The organism is Rhizobium sp. BIGb0125 (assembly GCF_024810055.1).
Classification (GTDB): Bacteria; Pseudomonadota; Alphaproteobacteria; order Rhizobiales; family Rhizobiaceae; genus Agrobacterium.
The window spans coordinates 414,504-434,459 of the sequence record NZ_JANUDV010000006.1; the positions used below are offsets into that span (position 1 = coordinate 414,504).

The 19,956-nt window shown below is 54.8% G+C and carries 20 protein-coding genes; 14 read left to right on the forward strand and 6 right to left on the reverse strand.

Annotation, left to right across the window (positions count from 1 at the left end; translation table 11 throughout):
- The first annotated feature begins 203 nt into the window (after nucleotides 1–203).
- Genes M2418_RS18990 through M2418_RS19000 form a run of 3 tightly spaced genes read left to right on the forward strand, consistent with a single transcriptional unit; the run spans nucleotide 204 to nucleotide 3,634 of the window.
- On the forward strand, nucleotides 204–2,273 hold the full coding sequence (locus tag M2418_RS18990; protein ID WP_259148582.1) for an ATP-dependent helicase: 2,070 nt from the start codon (nucleotides 204–206) through the stop codon (nucleotides 2,271–2,273).
- A 12-nt stretch (nucleotides 2,274–2,285) separates the two neighbouring features.
- The gene (gene dinB / locus M2418_RS18995) at nucleotides 2,286–3,374 is read left to right on the forward strand and encodes a DNA polymerase IV (protein ID WP_259148587.1); all 1,089 of its coding nucleotides are present in this window, start codon (nucleotides 2,286–2,288) and stop codon (nucleotides 3,372–3,374) included.
- A 41-nt stretch (nucleotides 3,375–3,415) separates the two neighbouring features.
- Nucleotides 3,416–3,634 (forward strand): DUF6500 family protein, encoded by a 219-nt coding sequence (locus M2418_RS19000; protein ID WP_259148589.1) that lies wholly within the window; start codon nucleotides 3,416–3,418, stop codon nucleotides 3,632–3,634.
- A gap of 99 nt (nucleotides 3,635–3,733) precedes the next feature.
- Here M2418_RS19000 and M2418_RS19005 read toward each other — a convergent pair whose 3' ends face one another.
- Nucleotides 3,734–4,219 carry a hypothetical protein gene (locus M2418_RS19005; RefSeq protein WP_192490866.1) on the reverse strand — a complete coding sequence of 162 codons (486 nt, stop codon included), beginning with the start codon at nucleotides 4,217–4,219 and terminating at the stop codon, nucleotides 3,734–3,736.
- Nucleotides 4,220–4,441: 222 nt separating this feature from the next.
- Complete coding sequence (locus M2418_RS19010; protein WP_259148590.1) at nucleotides 4,442–5,197, reverse strand: FadR/GntR family transcriptional regulator; 756 nt, start codon at nucleotides 5,195–5,197, stop codon at nucleotides 4,442–4,444.
- A 452-nt stretch (nucleotides 5,198–5,649) separates the two neighbouring features.
- Here M2418_RS19010 and M2418_RS19015 point away from each other — a divergent pair, with 452 nt between their 5' ends.
- From M2418_RS19015 to M2418_RS19055, 9 genes are all read left to right on the forward strand, one after another.
- Nucleotides 5,650–6,798 carry a mandelate racemase family protein gene (locus M2418_RS19015; RefSeq protein ID WP_259148592.1) on the forward strand — a complete coding sequence of 383 codons (1,149 nt, stop codon included), beginning with the start codon at nucleotides 5,650–5,652 and terminating at the stop codon, nucleotides 6,796–6,798.
- A 47-nt stretch (nucleotides 6,799–6,845) separates the two neighbouring features.
- Nucleotides 6,846–8,450: an ABC transporter substrate-binding protein gene (locus M2418_RS19020; RefSeq protein ID WP_259148593.1), complete on the forward strand. Its 1,605-nt coding sequence runs from the start codon at nucleotides 6,846–6,848 to the stop codon at nucleotides 8,448–8,450.
- Nucleotides 8,451–8,534: 84 nt separating this feature from the next.
- Nucleotides 8,535–9,566, forward strand: coding sequence for an ABC transporter permease (locus M2418_RS19025; protein ID WP_250984041.1), 1,032 nt, complete (start codon nucleotides 8,535–8,537; stop codon nucleotides 9,564–9,566).
- Between the two features lie 83 nt (nucleotides 9,567–9,649).
- The gene (locus M2418_RS19030) at nucleotides 9,650–10,486 is read left to right on the forward strand and encodes an ABC transporter permease (RefSeq protein ID WP_259148650.1); all 837 of its coding nucleotides are present in this window, start codon (nucleotides 9,650–9,652) and stop codon (nucleotides 10,484–10,486) included.
- On the forward strand, nucleotides 10,461–11,342 hold the full coding sequence (locus tag M2418_RS19035; RefSeq protein ID WP_259148651.1) for an ABC transporter ATP-binding protein: 882 nt from the start codon (nucleotides 10,461–10,463) through the stop codon (nucleotides 11,340–11,342). Before M2418_RS19030 ends, M2418_RS19035 begins: the two co-directional genes overlap by 26 nt.
- Nucleotides 11,339–12,133 (forward strand): ABC transporter ATP-binding protein, encoded by a 795-nt coding sequence (locus tag M2418_RS19040; RefSeq protein WP_259148595.1) that lies wholly within the window; start codon nucleotides 11,339–11,341, stop codon nucleotides 12,131–12,133. Before M2418_RS19035 ends, M2418_RS19040 begins: the two co-directional genes overlap by 4 nt.
- The gene (locus M2418_RS19045; RefSeq protein WP_259148597.1) at nucleotides 12,130–13,194 is read left to right on the forward strand and encodes an Ldh family oxidoreductase; all 1,065 of its coding nucleotides are present in this window, start codon (nucleotides 12,130–12,132) and stop codon (nucleotides 13,192–13,194) included. The genes M2418_RS19040 and M2418_RS19045 overlap by 4 nt, the downstream gene beginning before the upstream one ends.
- Nucleotides 13,195–13,230: 36 nt before the next feature.
- The gene (locus tag M2418_RS19050; RefSeq protein WP_259148598.1) at nucleotides 13,231–14,061 is read left to right on the forward strand and encodes an NAD(P)-dependent oxidoreductase; all 831 of its coding nucleotides are present in this window, start codon (nucleotides 13,231–13,233) and stop codon (nucleotides 14,059–14,061) included.
- The gene (locus M2418_RS19055) at nucleotides 14,058–15,050 is read left to right on the forward strand and encodes a lactonase family protein (RefSeq protein ID WP_259148600.1); all 993 of its coding nucleotides are present in this window, start codon (nucleotides 14,058–14,060) and stop codon (nucleotides 15,048–15,050) included. The genes M2418_RS19050 and M2418_RS19055 overlap by 4 nt, the downstream gene beginning before the upstream one ends.
- A 6-nt stretch (nucleotides 15,051–15,056) precedes the next feature.
- Here M2418_RS19055 and M2418_RS19060 read toward each other — a convergent pair whose 3' ends face one another.
- The gene (locus M2418_RS19060) at nucleotides 15,057–15,890 is read right to left on the reverse strand and encodes a PhzF family phenazine biosynthesis protein (protein ID WP_259148602.1); all 834 of its coding nucleotides are present in this window, start codon (nucleotides 15,888–15,890) and stop codon (nucleotides 15,057–15,059) included.
- A 123-nt stretch (nucleotides 15,891–16,013) separates the two neighbouring features.
- On the opposite strand from M2418_RS19060, the gene M2418_RS19065 reads away from it, so the two are divergent.
- Together M2418_RS19065 and M2418_RS19070 are read left to right on the forward strand one after the other, a co-directional pair.
- Entirely contained in the window at nucleotides 16,014–16,472 is a 459-nt protein-coding gene (locus M2418_RS19065; protein WP_250984048.1) for an Lrp/AsnC family transcriptional regulator, read from the forward strand.
- 164 nt (nucleotides 16,473–16,636) lie between these two features.
- Nucleotides 16,637–17,554 carry a LysR substrate-binding domain-containing protein gene (locus M2418_RS19070; protein WP_259148603.1) on the forward strand — a complete coding sequence of 306 codons (918 nt, stop codon included), beginning with the start codon at nucleotides 16,637–16,639 and terminating at the stop codon, nucleotides 17,552–17,554.
- Here the strand turns inward: M2418_RS19070 and M2418_RS19075 are convergent, their stop codons facing one another.
- The 3 genes from M2418_RS19075 to M2418_RS19085 are packed head-to-tail and all read right to left on the reverse strand — an operon-like array spanning nucleotide 17,555 to nucleotide 19,898.
- Nucleotides 17,555–18,073, reverse strand: a complete 519-nt coding sequence (locus M2418_RS19075; protein WP_192490880.1) for a gluconokinase — start codon at nucleotides 18,071–18,073, stop codon at nucleotides 17,555–17,557.
- Nucleotides 18,073–19,353 (reverse strand): TRAP transporter large permease, encoded by a 1,281-nt coding sequence (locus M2418_RS19080; RefSeq protein ID WP_250984049.1) that lies wholly within the window; start codon nucleotides 19,351–19,353, stop codon nucleotides 18,073–18,075. The genes M2418_RS19075 and M2418_RS19080 overlap by 1 nt, the downstream gene beginning before the upstream one ends.
- Entirely contained in the window at nucleotides 19,350–19,898 is a 549-nt protein-coding gene (locus M2418_RS19085; protein WP_250984050.1) for a TRAP transporter small permease, read from the reverse strand. The genes M2418_RS19080 and M2418_RS19085 overlap by 4 nt, the downstream gene beginning before the upstream one ends.
- Between the last annotated feature and the right edge of the window lie 58 nt (nucleotides 19,899–19,956).

Genomic DNA, 19,956 nt, shown 5'->3' on the forward strand with positions numbered 1-19,956 from the left:
CTGCGCGCAACTGCTACGCGGCTCGCGCGGTGCAGAATACATCCACCGGCATTGTACGCCAGCATGTTCCTTTTTTGTTCCTTTTGTGTTATGCAGACGCCAACATTTACGGGCGTTCGGAATCGTCCGGGCCTGAACGCCATCACAGCAATGGCGTGACGGACTATGTAGCAGCGCGAAATGAGAGCATTTACAGGCAACAAATGACGGCGACCTATCTGGAAAAACTCAATGACCAGCAACGAAGTGCTGTCGTGCATGGCGTCGGCGCAGTGGATGGGCAGGTCGGCGGACCACTGCTGATTATTGCCGGTGCTGGTTCTGGCAAGACCAATACGCTTGCGCATCGCGTCACACATCTCATCGTCAATGGCGCAGATCCCCGCCGAATTTTGCTGATGACGTTCTCCAGACGGGCAGCTTCAGAAATGACCCGGCGCGTCCAGCGCATTTGTCGGCAGGTTCTGGGCGAAAATTCCGCCGTCATGACCGATGCACTTGCGTGGGCGGGTACATTCCACGGCATCGGCGCACGGCTTTTGCGGATCTATGCCGAACAGATCGGACTGAACGTCGATTTCACCATTCATGATCGCGAAGATAGCGCCGATCTTATGAATATCGTCCGGCATGATCTCGGTTTTTCCAAAACCCGGGACCGGTTTCCGACCAAGGGAACATGCCTTGCCATCTATTCCCGCGTGGTGAATTCGGAATGTTCGATTGCCGAAGCGCTGAAAACCTCATGGCCGTGGGTCACGGAATGGGAAAATGAACTGAAGGAATTGTTCGGCGCCTATGTCGAGGCCAAACAGGCGCAGAATGTTCTCGACTACGACGACCTGCTTCTCTACTGGGCTCAAATGGTGTCAGATCCGGAACTTGCGGCAGATATCGGCGATCGTTTCGACCATATTCTCGTTGATGAATATCAGGACACCAACCGTCTGCAGGCATCCATTCTCAGATCGCTCAAGCCAAATGGTCAGGGCCTGACGGTGGTTGGCGATGACGCACAGTCGATCTATTCCTTTCGCGCCGCTACCATTCGCAACATTCTCGATTTTCCGAGGGAATTTTCGCCGCAGCCAGCTGACGTGATTACTCTCGACAGGAATTACCGCTCGACGCAGCCGATCCTCGCCGCCGCCAATGGTGTGATTGATCTTGCCCGCGAGCGCTTTACCAAGAACCTGTGGACCGACCGTGTGTCCGAACAGCGGCCAATGCTGGTCACCGTAAAGGACGAGACCGATCAGGCCGCCTATATTGTCGAACAGGTACTGGCCAATCGCGAGATTGGTATGTCCCTCAAACAGCAGGCGGTGCTCTTCCGTTCATCCAACCACAGTGGTGCTTTGGAAGTAGAGCTGACCAGGCGCAATATTCCTTTCGTAAAATTCGGCGGGCTGAAGTTTCTCGACAGTGCTCATGTCAAGGACCTGCTGGCCGTACTGCGGTTTGCCCAGAACCCGCGTGACCGCGTGGCCGGTTTCAGACTGCTTCAGATGTTACCGGGTATTGGCCCACAAACGGCAGGTAAAATCCTCGACACGATAACGGCAGAACCGGAGCCGCTGATCTCGCTCGCGGAGATTCCGCCTCCACCCAAGAGTGGTGAAGACTGGGCAAAGTTTATCACTCTCATAGTAGGCCTGAGGAAGATGGAGGCGAGCTGGCCTGCCGAGATTGGCCTGGCTCGCCTGTGGTATGAGCCCTATCTTGATCGCATTCACGAGGATGCTGACACGCGCAAGGCCGATCTCATCCAGCTTGAGCAGATCGCAGCAGGTTATGCCAACCGGGAAAGATTTCTGACCGAGCTGACCCTTGACCCGCCTGACGCGACCAGTGATCAGGCTGGGGTTCCGTTGCTTGATGAGGATTACCTGATCCTGTCGACCATCCATTCTTCCAAGGGTCAGGAATGGCGCTCTGTTTTTATGCTCAATGTGGTTGATGGCTGCATTCCTTCTGACCTTGGGGTTGGTACGACGGCCGAGATCGAAGAAGAGCGACGTTTGCTCTACGTTGGAATGACCCGGGCGCGTGACAGCCTTTCGCTCATTACCCCGCAACGCTTTTTTACCCATGGACAAAACACGCAAGGCGACCGTCACGTCTACGCCTCGCGCACCCGCTTCATTCCCGCGACATTGCTGCAATTCTTCGAGTCAACAAGCTGGCCGAAGATAAGCCCTAACGCCAGCGAGCGCAGTGCCACCCAGATACGCATGGATGTCGGTGCGCGGATGCGCTCCATGTGGAAGTGACGGTGACCAGCCATGCCTGACGAGAGCCCCCGTCCGATCCGCAAGATCATTCACGTGGACATGGATGCGTTCTATGCCTCGGTGGAACAGCGCGACAATCCCGAGCTAAGGGGCAAACCCGTTGCCGTTGGTGGAGCCGCAGCACGTGGGGTGGTGGCTGCGGCAAGTTACGAGGCAAGAGAATTTGGCGTTCGCTCGGCCATGCCTTCAGTCACCGCAGCGCGCAAATGCCCGCAACTGATATTTGTGAAACCGCGGTTTGAGACTTACCGCGCGGTGTCCCGGCAAATTCGCGAGATTTTTGCCGAATATACACCGCTCATCGAGCCTTTGTCGCTGGATGAAGCCTATCTCGACGTGACGGAAAACCTGAGAGATATGCCGGTTGCGACTGAGATTGCTTTGGAAATCAGAGGAAAAATCAAGGCAGTGACCGGGCTTAACGCCTCTGCCGGCATTTCCTACAACAAGTTTCTCGCCAAGATGGCCTCTGATCTCAACAAACCGAACGGACAAGCAGTCATTACGCCGAAAAACGGTGCGGCTTTTGTCGAGGGATTGGCCGTCAAGAAGTTTCACGGCGTCGGCCCTGCAACCGCAGAAAAGATGCACCGGCTTGGCATTGAAACGGGGGCCGATCTCAAAGCGAAATCGCTGGAGTTTCTGGCCCAGCATTTCGGTAAGTCAGGCCCGTATTTCTATGGCATTTCGCGCGGTATCGATAACCGTCAGGTACAGCCGGATCGTGAACGGAAATCGGTCGGCGCCGAAGATACATTCATTGAAGATATCGTAGAGCTTGATCTGGCAAAGTCCGAACTGGTGCCGCTTGTCGCGAAAATCTGGCGTCATTGCGAGGCAAACGGATATTCCGGAAAAACGGTGACGGTTAAGGTCAAATATTCTGATTTTCAGCAGATCACACGCAGCCGGACAGTTTCGCATTTTTTCGGTGGTGAAGCCGAACTGGTCGAAAACGCAGCTCAATTGCTGGCCAGCGCATTTCCATTTCGCAAACCCGTAAGATTACTTGGTGTCACAATCTCCAATCTCGGAGAAACATCTGCGGCCCACGAACATCAACTGGATCTGGCGATCTGATACGTCGACAATAAAAATCTCTCAAGTATTCAGGCATACCAATGCGCGCAAGTTTCAGAACAAAAGCCATTGCCATTTGTGACGACAAGATCGCAAAGAAAGGCGATGCCGTCGGCATTTCTTTCTATGCCTTTTTTGCCAACCAAAACGATGACCCCGACCTACTGATGGAAGCCGCCGAGTGGTGGATCAAGACCCATAGGCTCAATCATTTTGAAAAGGCGCTGAAGGTTCGCGAGATGATAAAATCCGGCCAGTAAAACCGCGTAATTTACATTCCGCAGGGTGAGGAGTTCGAACGACAGATCGCCCTGACTACCGGGTGGTCATCCGGGTTACATCAAAGCATAAAACATCGATTAGGGACGAATGTTGTCCTTGTTCGCAATGACCGAAGCGGGATCGCACTGCAGCCGCAGCTGTTCATTGTTTTTTGTATCGTTGCTGAAAGCGTCTATCGACTTGTAAACGCGGATTTCGGCATCACGGACAGGTCCGTCATCGTCCTTATCTTCAGTGACAAAAAACGAGTAGACGTAGTTCTTGTTGGCGAGACCGACCCCCATGGTCAGGTCGCTAGGATGACCAGCGATCGTATCTTTGGTGGAGAAATAATAACCGTCAGCTTCAAAATAAAGCTCTGCCGGCTTCGTTCCCACAACATAGGTGTAGTAGTGGCTTTTGAGGCTCTTGTGGCTTTCCTGATCTGCAATTTCGCAAAACTCTGCCCTGGCCTCTGAACCTTTGATGTTACAGGCAAACAGCGTCTGCCAAGGAGGCATACAGTTGGCGCTGGCGGTCAAGGGAAAGAGGGCAACAAAAATCGTCAGCAAACTGCGTTTCATATGCGGTCCTGTAAACTCGGCCCGGGACGCAGGCCTACTGAAAATGCCATCGCACCCGGAGATGGAATCACGATAGCTCACGATAAGGGAACTCTACTCTAAGAAGTATCAAAACTTAAGTTCCACCAGAATACCGGGCGCGAGGTACAATTCGCGGTGACAACTTCGGTCGGCCTGTGCCGCTGTAACTACCTCCAAATGCCACGTACACACGGCAGACGTTTATCCCGACTTGGTCGTGATGTCGCTGTTTTGTCGTTGTAACAAACGGTAACGGGCCTGACTTCCATTCAGGTGCGCACGCATTGCTTCACGCGCTGCATGTTCATCGCCCGCCGAAATGGCATCGACAATCCGGCCATGTTCCTCGTGCAATTGCGCTAGATATTCAGTTTCGCCGGCTTCGCTTCTTTTGTTCAGGATGATTCTCGGCACCAAGGCTTCGCCGATCAATGTCATGAAGGCCACAAATTTGGGAGAATTGGCAGCCTTTGCCACAGCTAGATGCAGCGCATATTCCGCCTCAGCGGTTGGTAGACCGGCCTGTATCTGCCTCATGTGGGCGTGATGACATTCGATAATATGTTCTTCCTGTTGCGGCGAACGTCTCAAGGCAGCAAGGGCAGCCGCTTCGGATTCAACCGCAACACGGATTTCAAGCATCTCCAGTACAGAGGAAATCCGGTTGTGGTCCATGTCCTGAAGGCGTGGCGTTGTCGGATCAATCGGGCTGGATGTCAGGATAAACACCCCTGCCCCCTGCCTGGCCTCAACAAGGCCGTCGGCACGAAGAGAGGCGATCGCTTCTCGCACGACTGTGCGACTAACCCCATGGGCCTCCGTCAGTTGGGTTTCACTCGGCAACTTGTCCCCGGCGCGAAACATACCATCACGGATTTGCTGACGCAGTTCACCGCTTAAATGGAAAGCAAGTGTCCCACCTTTTTTCCGACCGTGTGTCTGGCGCTCAAGCCCCAAAGAATGTCCTCTCCGTTAGGAACCGTGTTGAACAACCTTTGCCAACATTCACTTGTATGTCAAGTGTCCGAAAATTTTATCCAGGATACAATAACCAATCTCACAAAACGCGAAATACACGCAAACCTCGCGCCACATATTGATAGCTTGTATGATGTGTAAATTTGATATTTTTGACACTGTTTTGAACTGATTTCGCGCGAAGATGACGATAAGTTGCTGATATAGATCATTTAAAATAAGAATTTGTATCTTGAATCTATGGAAAGGCATCTTCGCCTAATCACCTTAGGTTGAAAAATAGACAAATTTATACGACACGTATTTTTTTACGATAAGTCATCACACAACTATTGACGCCCATTCTCTTTTGCGAATAAAAACATCCCGTCATCTGACTGACGCGCTCTGGAGGAAGAGAACGCATGAGGCGATGACTGAGGAGGCATTTCATGAAGATCACCGACGTCATTGTGACGAAGTTTGTGCACAAGACCCGCAAGCATCAGGACAGCCACGGGCATTCCCATCCCGGGCCAGAAAAGGATGCCACACAGGCAATGCTTACCGTCCGGGCAGACGACGGGTCCGAAGGTTACGCGTTTCAAAGCCCGGACGCCCTACGTCCCGGTATCGTCGATAAATATTTCCGCCCCATGCTTATCGGCGAAGACCCGATGGCACGCGAACGTCTCTGGCAGCGGATCGAACATCAGCAACGGGGGTCGGGTGGACATCTGGCCGACCGGTCCATCGGCGCCGTCGATCAGGCTCTGTGGGATTTGGCCGGACGTGCCTTGGGCCTGCCAATGCACCGGTTGATTGGAACCTATCGCAACAAGATCCTGGCCTATGGCTCAATCATGTGTGGAGATGAGCTGGAAGGCGGCCTGTCGACGCCGGAGGACTATGGCCGTTTCGCCAAAACTCTGGTCGCGCGCGGTTACAAAGCCATCAAGCTGCATACTTGGATGCCGCCGGCAAAGGGTGCGCCTAACGTAAAGCTCGATATCGCAGCCTGTGCTGCCGTGCGCGATGCCGTTGGCCCCGATATCGCTTTGATGCTGGATGGATATCACTGGTACAGCCGCAGCAACGCTTTGAAAATTGGCAAAGCATTGGAAGAATTGGACTTCCATTGGTTTGAGGAACCCATGGATGAAACCAGCATGTCATCCTATCGGTGGCTGTCACAAAACCTGTCTATACCCGTCATTGGACCGGAATCCGCGCCAGGCAAACATCACACCAGAGCAGAATGGATCCGCAATGACGCAAGCGACATCATGCGGTGTGGCGTGCTGAATGCGGGTGGCATCACGCCAATGATCAAGGTTGCGCACCTTGCGGAGTCCCACGGGCTGGATTGCGAGCTTCACGGAAACGGCGCTGCCAATCTGTCACTCTGCATGACCGTACCGAATTGCACGTACTACGAACGCGGCCTGCTGCACCCGTTCCTCGATTACGAGGTTCCGGCCCTTTATCTCAACACAATTTGCGACCCGATGGATGGAGAGGGCTACGTGTATGCCCCTGACATTCCGGGGATCGGTGACGATATCAACTTCGACTACATCCGGGATCATCAGATCCCCTGAAATACATAATCCATCTGCAACTGTGCCTTTGAGGAGGAAGGTATTCGATGCGTATAGGAACATTTCTCAAATCCACCAGCCTTGTAGCGTTTCTCACATGCGCAGGCATGCCCGCTCTGGCAGAAACGCCACCGGACCAGCTGATCGTTGGCGTTAGTCTGGTCAACATGTTGTCGCTCGACCCCTCCGCAATGAGCGGCCGGGAATCGACAGAGGTCAATAGCAACATCTATGACAGTCTGCTCGAGACCGATCCGGTCGAAAAAGGTGTGTTTCACCCACGCCTTGCGTCCAGCTGGGAGGTAAACGACGCGCGCGACACGATCACCTTTAAATTGCGTGACGACGTCAAATTCCACTCTGGAAATCCTCTGACTGCCAAAGACTTCGTTTGGTCGGTGACCCGAGCTTTTGCGCTTGGCATCGGTGGCTCCAACATTCGTGTATTCGGCTACAACGAGAAGAACATTGCGGAAATGATAACCGCGCCTGACGACCATACGGTCGTTGTCCGATTGCCTAAAGCAAGCGATCCGGACCTGATCCTCGGCGTCATCGCCGGTTCCGGCATAGGCATGGTCATCGACAGCAAGCTTGCCATGGACCACGAGAAGAATGGTGACTTCGGTCAAGCCTGGCTGACGACCAACAGTGCAGGCTCGGGCCCATTTAAACTGGTGCGCTGGCAGGCCAATGACACCGTCGTGCTGCAGCGGGTAGACGACCATTGGTCCGGGCCCGCGAAGATGCGCCGCATCATCTACCGCCATATGCCAGAAAGCCAGTCACAGCGTCTGGCGCTGCAGCGCGATGATATCGACATTGCGATGGGCATGTCTGTCGCCGACGTCAAAGCCTTGCAAACGGACGAAAAGCTGGCCACCGCCGAAGTGCCAAGTGGCAACGTCTATTATCTCGCCGTTAGCATGAAAGACGAGAAGTTTAAGGATCAGCGGGTTCGCCTGGCTCTGCGCCACCTGATCGATTACGAAGGCATCAACGAAACAATTCTGCCCTTTTACGGTAAATTGCATCAACGACCGTTGTCTCCCGGCCTGCCGGGCAGCCTGCCTGATCCCGGCTACAAGCTCGATCCGGCATTCGCAAAAGAACAGCTTACCGCCGCAGGTTATCCCAACGGCTTCAAGACAACGATCCGGGTGCTCGCAGACTCGCCTTTTGTAAATGTGGCAACTGCCATTCAGGCGTCACTCGCACAAGGCGGCATCACAGCCGAGATCATCACCGGCAATGGCGATCAGACCTACGGAGCCATGCGTGATCGCAAGTTTGAAATGGTTGTTGGCCGCGGCGGTGATCGCAACGGCTCGCATCCATACACCAGCCTGCTGTCGCTGGTTTACAATCCTGACAACACCGACGAAGCCAAGCTCTATACGCTTCAGGCATGGCGAACCTCTTTCCAATCCAAGGAGATCAACGAGTTGCTGGACGCAGCGCTGATCGAACCGGACGCGGAAAAACAGCGCGCTAGCTATGAAAAGATCCAGATGCTCTATGAGGAGCTGGTGCCATCCATACAGGTCATCTCCCAGAGCTACGACACGGTTGTTTATCAGGCAGACCTGAAGAATTACATCGCCCATCCCTACCAGACGACGCGATACCGCAACCTCGAAAAGGACCGCTAGGTATTTCTTGGGGTCATCTGATCGCAATCACCCAGAAGACCGGCGGAACAAGGACGTTCCGCCGGACAAACTCGGGAAATTTCCATGTTTCGTAAATTGCTGCCAAGGCGTGCGGACGGTATCGTCCAGTTGCTTTCCTCGGTCATCGTCACTCTTTTTCTGCTGGTGACACTGACCTTCTTTCTCGGCCAAGTCATGCCGGTCGATATCGTGTCACGACTGGTTGGTCCGGATGCGGATTCCCAGACCTATGAGGCGATGACCAGACGTCTGGGACTGGACCAGCCCATCTGGGAACAGTTCCGCCTTTATATCGGCCGTATTATCACCGGGGACTTTGGTACCGCCCTACTGACCGGGAACCAAGTCCGCGACGACATCCTCAGGGTGTTCCCTGCGACGATTGAACTTGGCAGCCTGGCACTGCTGATCGGAGCAGGTATCGGCATTCCCCTTGGCGTTCTTGCTGCCGTCAAACGCAATACACTGGTTGATCACTTCATTCGTGTGATCACGCTTCTTGGCCATTCGGTGCCGATTTTTTGGTTGGGCATGGTCGGGTTGTTGATCTTTTATGCCTGGCTTGGCGTGGTCGGCGGATCGGGTCGTGTCGCCAGCTACTATGATGATCTTGTTCAACCGGTCACCGGCATTATCCTGATTGATTCCGCCGTTGCTGGTGAATGGGACGTGTTCTGGAGCGCAATAAGACACATCATCCTTCCCGCATCGATCCTTGGTTATGCCTCCATGGCATCGTTGTGCCGGCTCACCCGCAGCTTCATGCTCGATCAGTTGGGGCAGGAATACATCATCACCGCGCAGGTTAAAGGCCTTTCGCCTTCAAGGGTTGTCTGGGGCCATGCCTTCCGCAACATCCGAGTGCAGCTTCTGACTGTCGTGGCACTGGCCTATGGATCGATGCTCGAAGGTGCATTGCTGATCGAAACGATCTTTGCATGGCCAGGCTTTGGCCAGTACCTGACCAACAACCTGTTACTGGGTGATATGAACGCCATTATGGTCTGTGTTTTGCTGGTCGGTGTGATCTTTATCACCCTGAATATGTTCACCGATTTTCTCTACAAGATATTTGATCCGAGGACGACGCGATGAGCGATATCATCCCTCTCAAAGGCACCACATCGCCGGAACGGCCGTTTCTTCTGCGTGACGCAAAGTCCCCCCGCGAAGCGCTGATGCAGCGTTTGGCCTTGGGCTGTCTGGAATTGCTTGGAAACCGGCTCGCGCTCATCGGCCTCGTCATCATCACGCTGCTGGTCTTTATGGCAATATTTGCGCCGCTGATTGCCACCCATGATCCAACCATACAAAATCTTCGCACCGCTCTGCAGCCACCATCCCTGGCAAACTGGTTCGGGACGGATGAATACGGTCGCGATATCTGGAGCCGCATCGTCTATGGTTCGCGCGTCACCCTCTACATTGTGGCGCTGGTGACCATCACGGTTGCCCCGATCGGCCTGATCGTTGGCGCTGTCTCCGGTTACTTCGGTGGCATCGTTGATCTGGTTGTGATGCGTATTACGGACCTGTTTCTCGCATTTCCCAGCTTGATCCTGACACTGGCCTTCGTAGCTGTGCTCGGACCGGGTCTGGAACAGGCCGTGTTGGCTATTGCCCTTACAGGCTGGCCCAGCATCGCTCGCCTCGCACGCGCCGAAACCATGACTGTGCGGGATGCCGACTACATTGCGGCCATGAGGCTTCAAGGCGCGAGTGACCTGCGCATCATATTCGGCTCTATTCTGCCGATGTGCCTGCCATCTGTCATCGTGCGCCAGACACTTGCGATGGCGTCCGTAATCCTGACTGCAGCCGGCCTCGGTTTTCTCGGCCTCGGCGCCCAGCCTCCGGCCCCTGAGTGGGGTGCCATGACCTCAACCGGTCGGCAATATATGCTCGACAGCTGGTGGGTCATCACCTTCCCCGGACTTGCGATCATGATCGTCAGTCTCGCTTTCAACCTTTTTGGAGATGGCCTGCGTGATGTCCTCGATCCCAAACGTAAATGAAGATGCCGCACCTCTGATCGAAGTTGAAGATCTTTGGGTGAAGTTCCGGCTACGGGCTGGAGACATGACCGCCGTGCGCGGCCTGTCCTTCACACTTGGACGCGAAAAACTTGCGATTGTCGGTGAGAGCGGGTCGGGAAAATCAACAGTTGGTCGCGCCCTGCTGGGGCTGTTGTCACCAAACGCAGTTGTCGAAGCCAAGGCACTGCGTTTCCGTGGCACAGATATTCTCAGCGCAAGCCCGCGCGAAATGCGCCAAATCCGCGGCGCACGCATCTCAATGATACTGCAAGACCCAAAGTTCTCGCTCAACCCGGTCATTACCGTCGGTGAGCAGATTGCGGAGGCCTATCGTGCGCATCACAAGGTCGGCCGCCATGAGGCCAAAAAAAATGCCCTTGAGATGCTCGAAGCGGTACAAATTCGTTCACCCGAACGCGTCTATGGCCTCTACCCGCATCAGGTGTCCGGGGGCATGGGTCAACGCATCATGATTGCCATGATGTTGATTTCGGATCCTGACGTGATTATCGCCGATGAACCGACGTCGGCGCTCGATGTGACTGTCAGACTACAAATTCTGGCCATTCTTGATGATCTCGTGCGCAAGCGCGGCATGGGCCTGATTTTCATCAGCCATGATCTCAACCTCGTGCGATCGTTCTGCGACCGGGTTGTCATCATGTATGGCGGCCAGGTCATGGAAACCATTGCCGCCACGGACCTCGACAAAGTCCAACATCCCTACAGCCGTGGCCTGCTGGATTCCCTGCCGTCACTGGAAACACGTCGACCGGCTTTGCCTGTCTTGCGCCGTGATCCGGCATGGCTTGCACAAAAGGAGCAACATCCATGATCAGGGTTGAAGAACTGAACCTTTCCTTCGGCGCGGGGCATGACGACCATCAGGTACTGTTCGACGTGAATTTTGATGTGCCGAAGGGAGAGATATTCGGACTGGTGGGTGAAAGCGGTTCGGGAAAATCGACTGTGCTGCGCTGCATTGCAGGTCTTTACACACACTGGACCGGCAAGATCGATGTGAACGGCCATCCGATTGGCGGAAAAATCCAAAAGAGCCATTATCGGCAAATTCAGATGGTGTTTCAGGATCCCTATGGCTCCCTGCACCCGCGGCACACGATTGACAGCACTCTTTCTTCTCCACTGAAGATACACGGCATTGGTGATATCAACCGGCGTGTGAACACAATCCTTGAGCAAGTCGGTTTACCGCTTGCGGCACGGTATCGCTATCCACACCAGTTGTCTGGCGGCCAAAGGCAACGCGTTGCCATCGCCCGTGCGCTAATCCTTGAACCATCGGTGCTTCTTCTTGACGAACCGACTTCCGCCCTTGACGTATCAGTGCAAGCAGAAATCCTCAACCTGCTGTCGGATGTCCGCAAGGAACGTGGTCTGACCTACATCATGGTCAGCCATGATCTATCGGTCATCGCCCATCTCTGCGACCGGCTTGCGGTTATGCAGGGCGGCCGGATCGAGGAAATTTTGCCCGTCAGCCAACTGATGTCGGGTGATGCGCAACAGGAGTATACCCGCACCCTTTATGAGGCCAGCCGCAGTTACGACCGTGCCATGGCCGATGATCTGACCCGCGGGCGTGTGGGGGCAGAGGCGACATGATGGAGAAAACCAGTCTTCATGACGCCGCTGGTTTGCGCGATTTTGCCACATCCGCATTGTGTGCTGCGGGCCTTGCCTCCAGCATGGCGCCAACGGTTGCAGAAGTGCTCGTTGAGGGTGACTTGATGGGGCACGACACGCACGGCTTGGCCCTATTGCCTGCCTATCTTTCAGCCTTGGAAAACGGCGGAATGGCCCGCTCGGGACAGCCCGAAGTCCTCAGGGATTGTCCTGCCGCCATGTTGTGGGACGGATGTTTTCTGCCCGGCCCATGGTTGCTGACGGAAGGTTTCAGGCAGGGCGTTAAGCGCGCTCATGAAAACGGCACGTTCACGCTTGCCATTGCAAGAAGCCATCACACGGCAAGTCTTGTTGCTTATTTGCGACCAGTCGTTGAACAGGGCATGGTTGCGATGATCACCGTTTCAGACCCAACGGAAGCCTGTGTGTTGCCATTCGGCGGTACGGCCCCGCTGCTGTCGACCAATCCACTCGCTTGGGGTTTCCCAGGCACCGAAGGTGCAATCCTGGTTGACGTCAGCACCTCAACGACCACCAATGGCATGGTCCGGCGTCTGTCGGAGGAAAACCGGCTTTTCGGCGAAGAATGGCTGGCTGACAATGCTGGTCACGCCAGTCGCGACCCCGCTGTGCGCTTTACCGATCCGCCGGGCTCAATCCTGCCGCTGGGCGGTATGGCCTCTGGTCACAAAGGCACAGGGCTTGGCATAGTGGTCGAGGCGTTAACCCACGGTCTTTCTGGCAACGGTCGTCACACGGGTCCGCAAGGCTGGCAGGCCAATGTGTTTCTGCAGGTTTTTGATCCAGAGATTTTTGGCGGACGCTCCGCACTGGAAACGGAACTTGGCCATCTCGCGCGCAATATCAGGGCCAACAAACCGGCTGATCCCGGCAAGGCCGTAAGACTACCTGGTGACAGAGCATTGAGCAACCGCGCCAGACACCTGTCGCAGGGTGTGCCGTTGATTGCGCCGATCTACCAGAAACTGGAAGAGTGGGCGGTGAAGTTGAAAATCGACATGCCCGTGTTGGTCTCATGACGACCTGGCGCAAACATCCCGGACGGATATGACAATATGCGGAAAATTCTACTGACCGGTGCTGCCGGCATCATCGGAACTGACGTTGCACGTCTTTTACCACATCATGGAGAGTTCTGGCGGTTGACCGACATCCGCCCCGCTAGTCCCTCGGCAACATCCAGGTCTGGCAACGTTGAGTGGGTTCAGGCTGATTTGACCGACCCCGAACAGGCAAAACGGCTCTGTAACGGTGTCGACTCAGTCATACATCTCGCTGGTCAACCGCGCGAACGCGAATGGTCCGAGCTTCTCGGCCCAAACATTGTAGCCTGCACAAATCTGTGGGAGGCAATGCGGCAACAGGGCGTCAAACGTGTCATCTTTGGCAGCTCAAATCATGCCAGTGGCATGTATCCTGCGACACAGACGCTAAGCGGGACCGAAGCTGCACGACCGGACTCGCGTTACGGCATCACAAAGATCTTCGGTGAGGCATTGGGCAGCTGCTACGCCGACAAATTCAACATCAAGTGTTTTTCCATTCGTATCGGCACATACCGCGAAACACCGTCCATTGAACGGGAACTGGCGACCTGGGTTTCGCCACGTGATCTCGCCTCACTGATCCGGGTCGGACTGCAGGCTGAATATCACAATGAAATTGTCTATGGTGTTTCCAACAATAGTCGAAGCTGGTGGCGTAACGACCGTGCCTATCAACTCGGCTATGCACCGCAAGACAATGCGGAGACATATGCACCAAAGATTGTCATGACCAAGCCTGATAAGAACGATGTCGCCACGGTGTTGCAGGGTGCCAATCATGCCGGCCGGGATTTTACCGGCAATCTGGAGTGGTTAACAAACCGACGGGTTGGTGAATGAGCCGACATCTGATTGCCATCTGCAATTCCCAATCTGCCAATATTCAGTTTCATGTACTGGATACGACTGACTGGTCGTTGATTGATCTGGGGGCCGTCGCTGTGCGCGGAGCAATCGGACCGGGAGACGCAGCCCCGATGGCTGTTTCTCGTTCCGGCGATCGGTTCTGGCTGGCATGGCGGGGTGACAGTCGTGCCATTCACAGTTTTGCAATTGACCGGAGCCGACCCTGTGCAGTGTTACTGGGCAGCTTTCCAATTGAACAGAACATTTGCCATTTGTCCCTTACCGATGATGAAAAACATCTTCTCGCCGCCGGAGGAGAGGATGGCGCGGTGTTTTCACTCGATGATGACGGGCGGGTCATGCGGTCAACAGATCGGGTTACGGCAGGCCCGATGGCACACTGCATCATGGTTTCAGGCCATCTCGCCTTGGCAACATCCTGTCGAGGCGATCTGGTCAGGCGCTTTGACTTCGATCCCGAAAACGGCACGCTGACGTTCCACGACGAGATATCCATGGCGAACAACTCCGGTCCACGCCATCTGGCCATCAGCGCGGATCGCTGTTTTGCCTATGTACTGCTGCAAGAGGGCGGCAAGGTTGTCACAATCTCGCTCGGAGCTAAGATGGAGATTGTTCATACACTTGCCATCATCGACGACAATATCCCCGCCATGTCCGGCGAAATAGCGATTTTTGATGAAGGCAGAAGCCTTTTGGTGACCGAGCGCAACACCAATCGGCTCATATGTCTGGATATTGACCCCGACACTAGACACCCTGCCATTCGAACTGAAGTGACCACCCCCGATTATCCTCGCGCTTTTTTTATCGACCCGCATGACCAATTTGTCACCACCCTTGGTTTTCGCGGCAATCGTGCTGCAATCCACAGCCTGACATCTGACGGCGGCATAGTTAGCCGACTGGATTTTACAACCGGAGAGCGTCCCAGTTGGGTCATTTCTGTTGCATTGGATTGAAGCCGGTCAAACAATGACGGACGAGCGGCCTCTCACCGAGACAGGTGCGCCAGGCGTTTCTGTAAGCGTAACCTCAATCCGGCTCGGCTGCCCCATATCCTCACCTTGATGAATGACGAAGGTGCCATCGCTGAGTATCTGCAGGTCACGCAGCATTCCTGCGAAAGCTGCCGCTGCTGCACCTGTTGCAGGGTCTTCCAGCACACCGCCAATTGCAAAGGCGTTTCGCGCGTGGAAACGCCTTTCCTCTTCACGGAAGATAAAGGCAACAGTGCCGATCCCATGCTTTTCCATAAAACGACGCCCTTCGTCGAGATCGTAGTCCATACGCTTCAATGCGTCGCGAGTGTTGAGAGACAGGACAAGATGTTCGGTGCCCGCATTGGCGCGACGTGGCGGCACAAGAGGATCAAGTTCGTCTACTGTATAGCCAAACAACGACAAAGCCTCATCAACCAGTTCAGGATCGGCCGGGCTGCTGCGGGTTGGTGGCGATAGAAGTGTGCTTACCCACGTCCCGTCGACCTGTTCGGCAGACACTTCAATCTCAGCCTTAGAAAGACTGAGGGCGTAGCGGCGGAATCCATGTGTATCACCAAGTACTGCTCCGAGCGCGATTGTTGCGTGACCACAAAAAGGCACTTCTGTTTCAGGCGCGAAATAACGAACCCGCCAAGACCCGTCCGGGTTTGGACTTGCAAATACCGTCTCGGAATAACCGACCTCAGCGGCGATGGCCTGCATCTGCTCGGCTGACATGGGCTCTTGCGTCAACAGAACACCGGCTGGATTTCCTCCCAAACCGTTATTGGTGAACGCCGAAATTCGTTTAACTTGCACAGCACTATTCCTCATATTTTGCGCCAACAAATTAGCAGCAGCTTCGTCTCAAGTACTTTGTTTTTCAAAACCGAAGGAGAAGATCGCTTTCTATTTGATAAAGAAATCAGCTAATGTACCAAGATGAAGAAAATCAGCCTCGACTCGAAAGATCGCCGTATCATCGACGAACTTCTGGCGGATAGCCGCAAGAGTTCACAGACGATCGGCTCAACTGTCGGCCTGTCATCGCCGACCGTGCGGGAGCGCGTCAGACGTCTTGAAGATGAAGGGGTAATCGAGTGCTTCACGATCGAGGTCCCCTCGAAAATGCTGGGATACAGCCTTGAAGCCATTGTGCGCGTCGAGCCGCTTCCGGGGAAACTGCACATCGTCGAGAAAATTCTTCAAGACACCCCTGAAATCACCCAATGTGACACAGTCACAGGCGACGATTGCTTCATCGCACGTATGGTATTGAGAGATATTCAGGACCTCAATCGGCTACTCGACCCGCTTCATGACAAGGCGCGCACCAATACCAGCATCATCAAAGGCACGCCGGTACAAAGACGACGCGCACCTTTTGCAGACAATGGATAGTCTGTTGCCATCAGGTTTCTGCGGATCGAAGGAAAACCGACTAGGCTTCCAATCTAGCAAATCCTCGCTTTTACTGCAGTTCAATTATGCTTTAGAATCAACTTCGTCCGAGGCGAGATTCCCATCCTGCACGCGACCGAAACAGAAACCGGAAATAGCTCGCGATGCAGGTTCCTATACGCGCCATTACCGTGTTTCACGCCGTCGCAAGAGCGGGCAGTATTTCGCGCGCCGCCGACGAACTGGGTGTGACACCCTCTGCCGTGACACAGCAGATACAGGTACTGGAGGTTCAGCTTGGCATATCGCTGCTGAGCAAGGTCGGCCGTCGCATTACGCTGACAGAGGCAGGCGAACGTTACTTTGCCAGTGTAACGGATGAAATTGACCGTATTGTCGAGGCGACCAACACCATACGTGGCTATCGTTCGGTCACCACACTGACGATCCGTGCCACGCCGACCGTTTCCAACAAATGGCTATTGCCGCGCCTTGGCGCATTTCTCGACAATCACCCCGAACTGGAGGTGCGGCTGGACGGCACCAATGAGCCGACCGATTTCAACCGCGAAATGGTCGACGTGGAAATTCGCCACGGCGATGGTCGCTGGCCGGGCCTTTTCGTGGAAGGGTTGACGGAAGAATACTTTTTTCCTGTTTGCGCACCCGGCTACGCCCCTCAAGACGGATTGCACCCGTCGGAAGTTCTCAATTACCGTCTCATCCATTCGGTAAAATCGCAGGCGCAATGGCCGCGCTGGTTCACTCTTGCCAACATCGAAGCGCCGGACCGCTGGAAACGCGTGTTCTTTGACCGGAGCCACATGGCAATCGATGCTGCCTGCGACGGTTTCGGCATTGCACTTGAAAGCAATCTGATGATGTGGCGCGAATTGCGTGATGGACGCCTGATCTGCCCCATAAAAGCACCGCCACAGATCAGCCTAACCACCCAGTGGATCGTTTGCCCGAGAGATCATCTTAGGCAAAAGAAAGTACGTGTGTTCCTTGAATGGTTGCGCACGGAAAGCGCTCTATGGCGGGAGAAAGAGGCGATCTCCGTCTGGCCGGCCGACATCTGACTATGTTTTTATTGCCCGCAACTGCGTCAGGCTTTTAACCGCGGCGCGGATGATATCCGCAGGCATCAACCCTATCGATAAATGAAGTGCCTGCTCGTCCGGTTCAGGTGGTTCCAGCGCCTCAAGTTGGCTGTCCAGCAAAGATACACCAGCGTAGTGCCCCTTGCGGTTAGCAAGCCGTGCCGCGATGATTTCAGCGGCTCCATCGAGAAAGATGAAGTGCACCTGCCCCAGTCTTTCTCTAATAAAATCGCGGTAACGCCGTTTCAGCGCCGAACAGGCAATGACCGCTGGACGCTGCGACAGGGCAACTGCCTCATCGCAAACGCTGGCAAGCCATGGCCAGCGTGCTTCGTCGGAGAGCCCGTGCCCGGATCGCATCCGGGCAATATTTTCAGGGCTGTGCAGTTCATCTGCTTCCAGCCAAGGACAATCCAGTTCCCGGGCAAGGCCGCTGGCAATTTCTGTCTTGCCAGCGCCCGAGACGCCCATCACCACAATGAACGTATCGCCTGCCATCAATACAATCCAAGCAGCCGGATCGGGCCAAGCGTCAGGACCGGAAACAGCACCAGCGCCAGAATTGCCGCCATCATGATGCTGATCGGCAGGATCGATCCCTTGATGACATCCTCGATCGACATTTTGGCCACCTGCGCCACCGCGAACAGGCACACACCGACAGGCGGCGTAATCAGGCCAAGCGTCAAGGTAATGACCGTCACGATCAGGAAGTGCATGGGATCGATACCAAGCTGGATGGCTGGTGGCATCAGAACCGGGATCAGAATGAACATGGCAGCGATCGCGTCCATGAACATGCCGATGACGACGAGGAACAGGAAGATCAGGAACAGTGCCATGGTCGGGCCGGTGCTGATGCTGCCGAGGAATTCGGCAACCTGCTGTGGCAGGCCATCATAGGTAAAGACCCATGCCGCCAGTTTGGCTGTCGCGGCAATAAAAAGAATGGTGCCTGTTGTGCGTGCCGTTTCAATAAAGATCGATGGCAGTTCCTTCGGGCGGATGGTGCGGTAGAGCACGATCGACAGGAACATGGTGTAAAGCACGGCAATGGCGGCAGCTTCCGTCGGTGTAAAATAACCATCGACGATACCAACAAGCAGAATGACCGGCGTCAGCATCGGCAATATCGCGGCAATGCCAGTTGTGACCACAAGCCGGACATTAAAAGGCTTGGGCGGATTATAGCCGTGATAGACCGAATAGAAGTGGTTGAAAACCATGAACATGAAGGCCAGGAACAGGCCGGGCACCAGACCCGCAACCAGCAACGTGCCGATGGACACATTGGCGATGGAACCGGCGATCACGATGAGGATCGACGGTGGAATGATCGATGACAAGGTCGATGTCACCAGTGTCATGCCAACGGCATAGCCCTTGGGGAAACCGTGGCGCTGCATGGCGTTGATCTCGATTGCGCCGATCGAGGCGATATCGGCAACGGACGAGCCCGAAACACCACCGAAGATCACCGACGATGCCACGTTGACGTGCCCCAGCCCACCGGGAAGCCAGCCGACCAACGCCTCGGCAAAGTCAAACAGCCTTTCAGCCACGCGGCCACGCTCCATGAGCACTCCGACGAGAATGAACAGCGGCACAGCCACCAGCAGGAAGGAATTCATGGCCGAAAACATGCTCTGTGACAGCAAATCAAGCGGCGTCGATGTGTAGATGAGGATTGCAGCGATGCTGGAAAGGCCAAGCGAGACCGCGAGCGGCACGCCAAGTGCGCTGAGCACCAGAAACAGAACCAGAAGAAAAATGCTCATAGCGCCTTCTCCGTATTGGATGCGGATATGTCGGTTTCGGTCTGGGCAATGCCGATCTCCGGCAGCGCAATCTGGTTGCGGCGGTTGCGCAGGGAATCGACGATGCCAAGAATGGCAAGAAGAGCCGAAAGCGGCATGATGATGCCAATTGCCCACATGGGAACGGCAAGGGTTGCGGCGGTTTCATTCATCATGAACTGCTGGCGCACAAGACTTGCGCCCGTCCAGAACATCAGTCCAAAAAACAGCACGGAAAAACCGACATAGATTGGCACGGCCAGATATTTGAAAACGGACCGCAGCGAGGCGATAAACACCACAACACGGGCTGCCTCCACGGTACGAAAGCCTGCGGCAACTCCCAAGAACACCATCCAGACGAACAGAAACCGTGTGGCTTCCTCGGTCCAGGAAACCGGTATATTTGCAAGGCGGCTGCCCACCTGAAGAAGCACGACAAGAAAGATTCCCATGGCAGCAAGGCCTGCCGAAACATCGGCGAATATCCTGATCATGCGGCTGGGAAGAGAGATATTGCTAGACATTAAAGCGATCCTTCAGAACGGGTCGGGACAGGCCAGGCTGTCAGTCATTCATGCGGAT

Bases quoted from the DNA above. Each gene is read 5' to 3' on its own strand.
- M2418_RS19045 (WP_259148597.1), top strand. From the start codon at position 12,130: ATGATGGAGAAAACCAGTCTTCATGACGCCGCTGGTTTGCGCGATTTT.
- M2418_RS19070 (WP_259148603.1), top strand. From the start codon at position 16,637: ATGCAGGTTCCTATACGCGCCATTACCGTGTTTCACGCCGTCGCAAGA.
- M2418_RS19020 (WP_259148593.1), top strand. From the start codon at position 6,846: ATGCGTATAGGAACATTTCTCAAATCCACCAGCCTTGTAGCGTTTCTC.
- M2418_RS19035 (WP_259148651.1), top strand. From the start codon at position 10,461: ATGTCCTCGATCCCAAACGTAAATGAAGATGCCGCACCTCTGATCGAA.
- M2418_RS19005 (WP_192490866.1), bottom strand. From the start codon at position 4,219: ATGAAACGCAGTTTGCTGACGATTTTTGTTGCCCTCTTTCCCTTGACC.
- dinB (WP_259148587.1), top strand. From the start codon at position 2,286: ATGCCTGACGAGAGCCCCCGTCCGATCCGCAAGATCATTCACGTGGAC.
- M2418_RS19040 (WP_259148595.1), top strand. From the start codon at position 11,339: ATGATCAGGGTTGAAGAACTGAACCTTTCCTTCGGCGCGGGGCATGAC.
- M2418_RS19075 (WP_192490880.1), bottom strand. From the start codon at position 18,073: ATGGCAGGCGATACGTTCATTGTGGTGATGGGCGTCTCGGGCGCTGGC.
- M2418_RS19025 (WP_250984041.1), top strand. From the start codon at position 8,535: ATGTTTCGTAAATTGCTGCCAAGGCGTGCGGACGGTATCGTCCAGTTG.
- M2418_RS19055 (WP_259148600.1), top strand. From the start codon at position 14,058: ATGAGCCGACATCTGATTGCCATCTGCAATTCCCAATCTGCCAATATT.
- M2418_RS19050 (WP_259148598.1), top strand. From the start codon at position 13,231: ATGCGGAAAATTCTACTGACCGGTGCTGCCGGCATCATCGGAACTGAC.
- M2418_RS19000 (WP_259148589.1), top strand. From the start codon at position 3,416: ATGCGCGCAAGTTTCAGAACAAAAGCCATTGCCATTTGTGACGACAAG.
- M2418_RS19080 (WP_250984049.1), bottom strand. From the start codon at position 19,353: ATGAGCATTTTTCTTCTGGTTCTGTTTCTGGTGCTCAGCGCACTTGGC.
- M2418_RS18990 (WP_259148582.1), top strand. From the start codon at position 204: ATGACGGCGACCTATCTGGAAAAACTCAATGACCAGCAACGAAGTGCT.
- M2418_RS19065 (WP_250984048.1), top strand. From the start codon at position 16,014: ATGAAGAAAATCAGCCTCGACTCGAAAGATCGCCGTATCATCGACGAA.
- M2418_RS19085 (WP_250984050.1), bottom strand. From the start codon at position 19,898: ATGTCTAGCAATATCTCTCTTCCCAGCCGCATGATCAGGATATTCGCC.
- M2418_RS19030 (WP_259148650.1), top strand. From the start codon at position 9,650: ATGCAGCGTTTGGCCTTGGGCTGTCTGGAATTGCTTGGAAACCGGCTC.
- M2418_RS19015 (WP_259148592.1), top strand. From the start codon at position 5,650: ATGAAGATCACCGACGTCATTGTGACGAAGTTTGTGCACAAGACCCGC.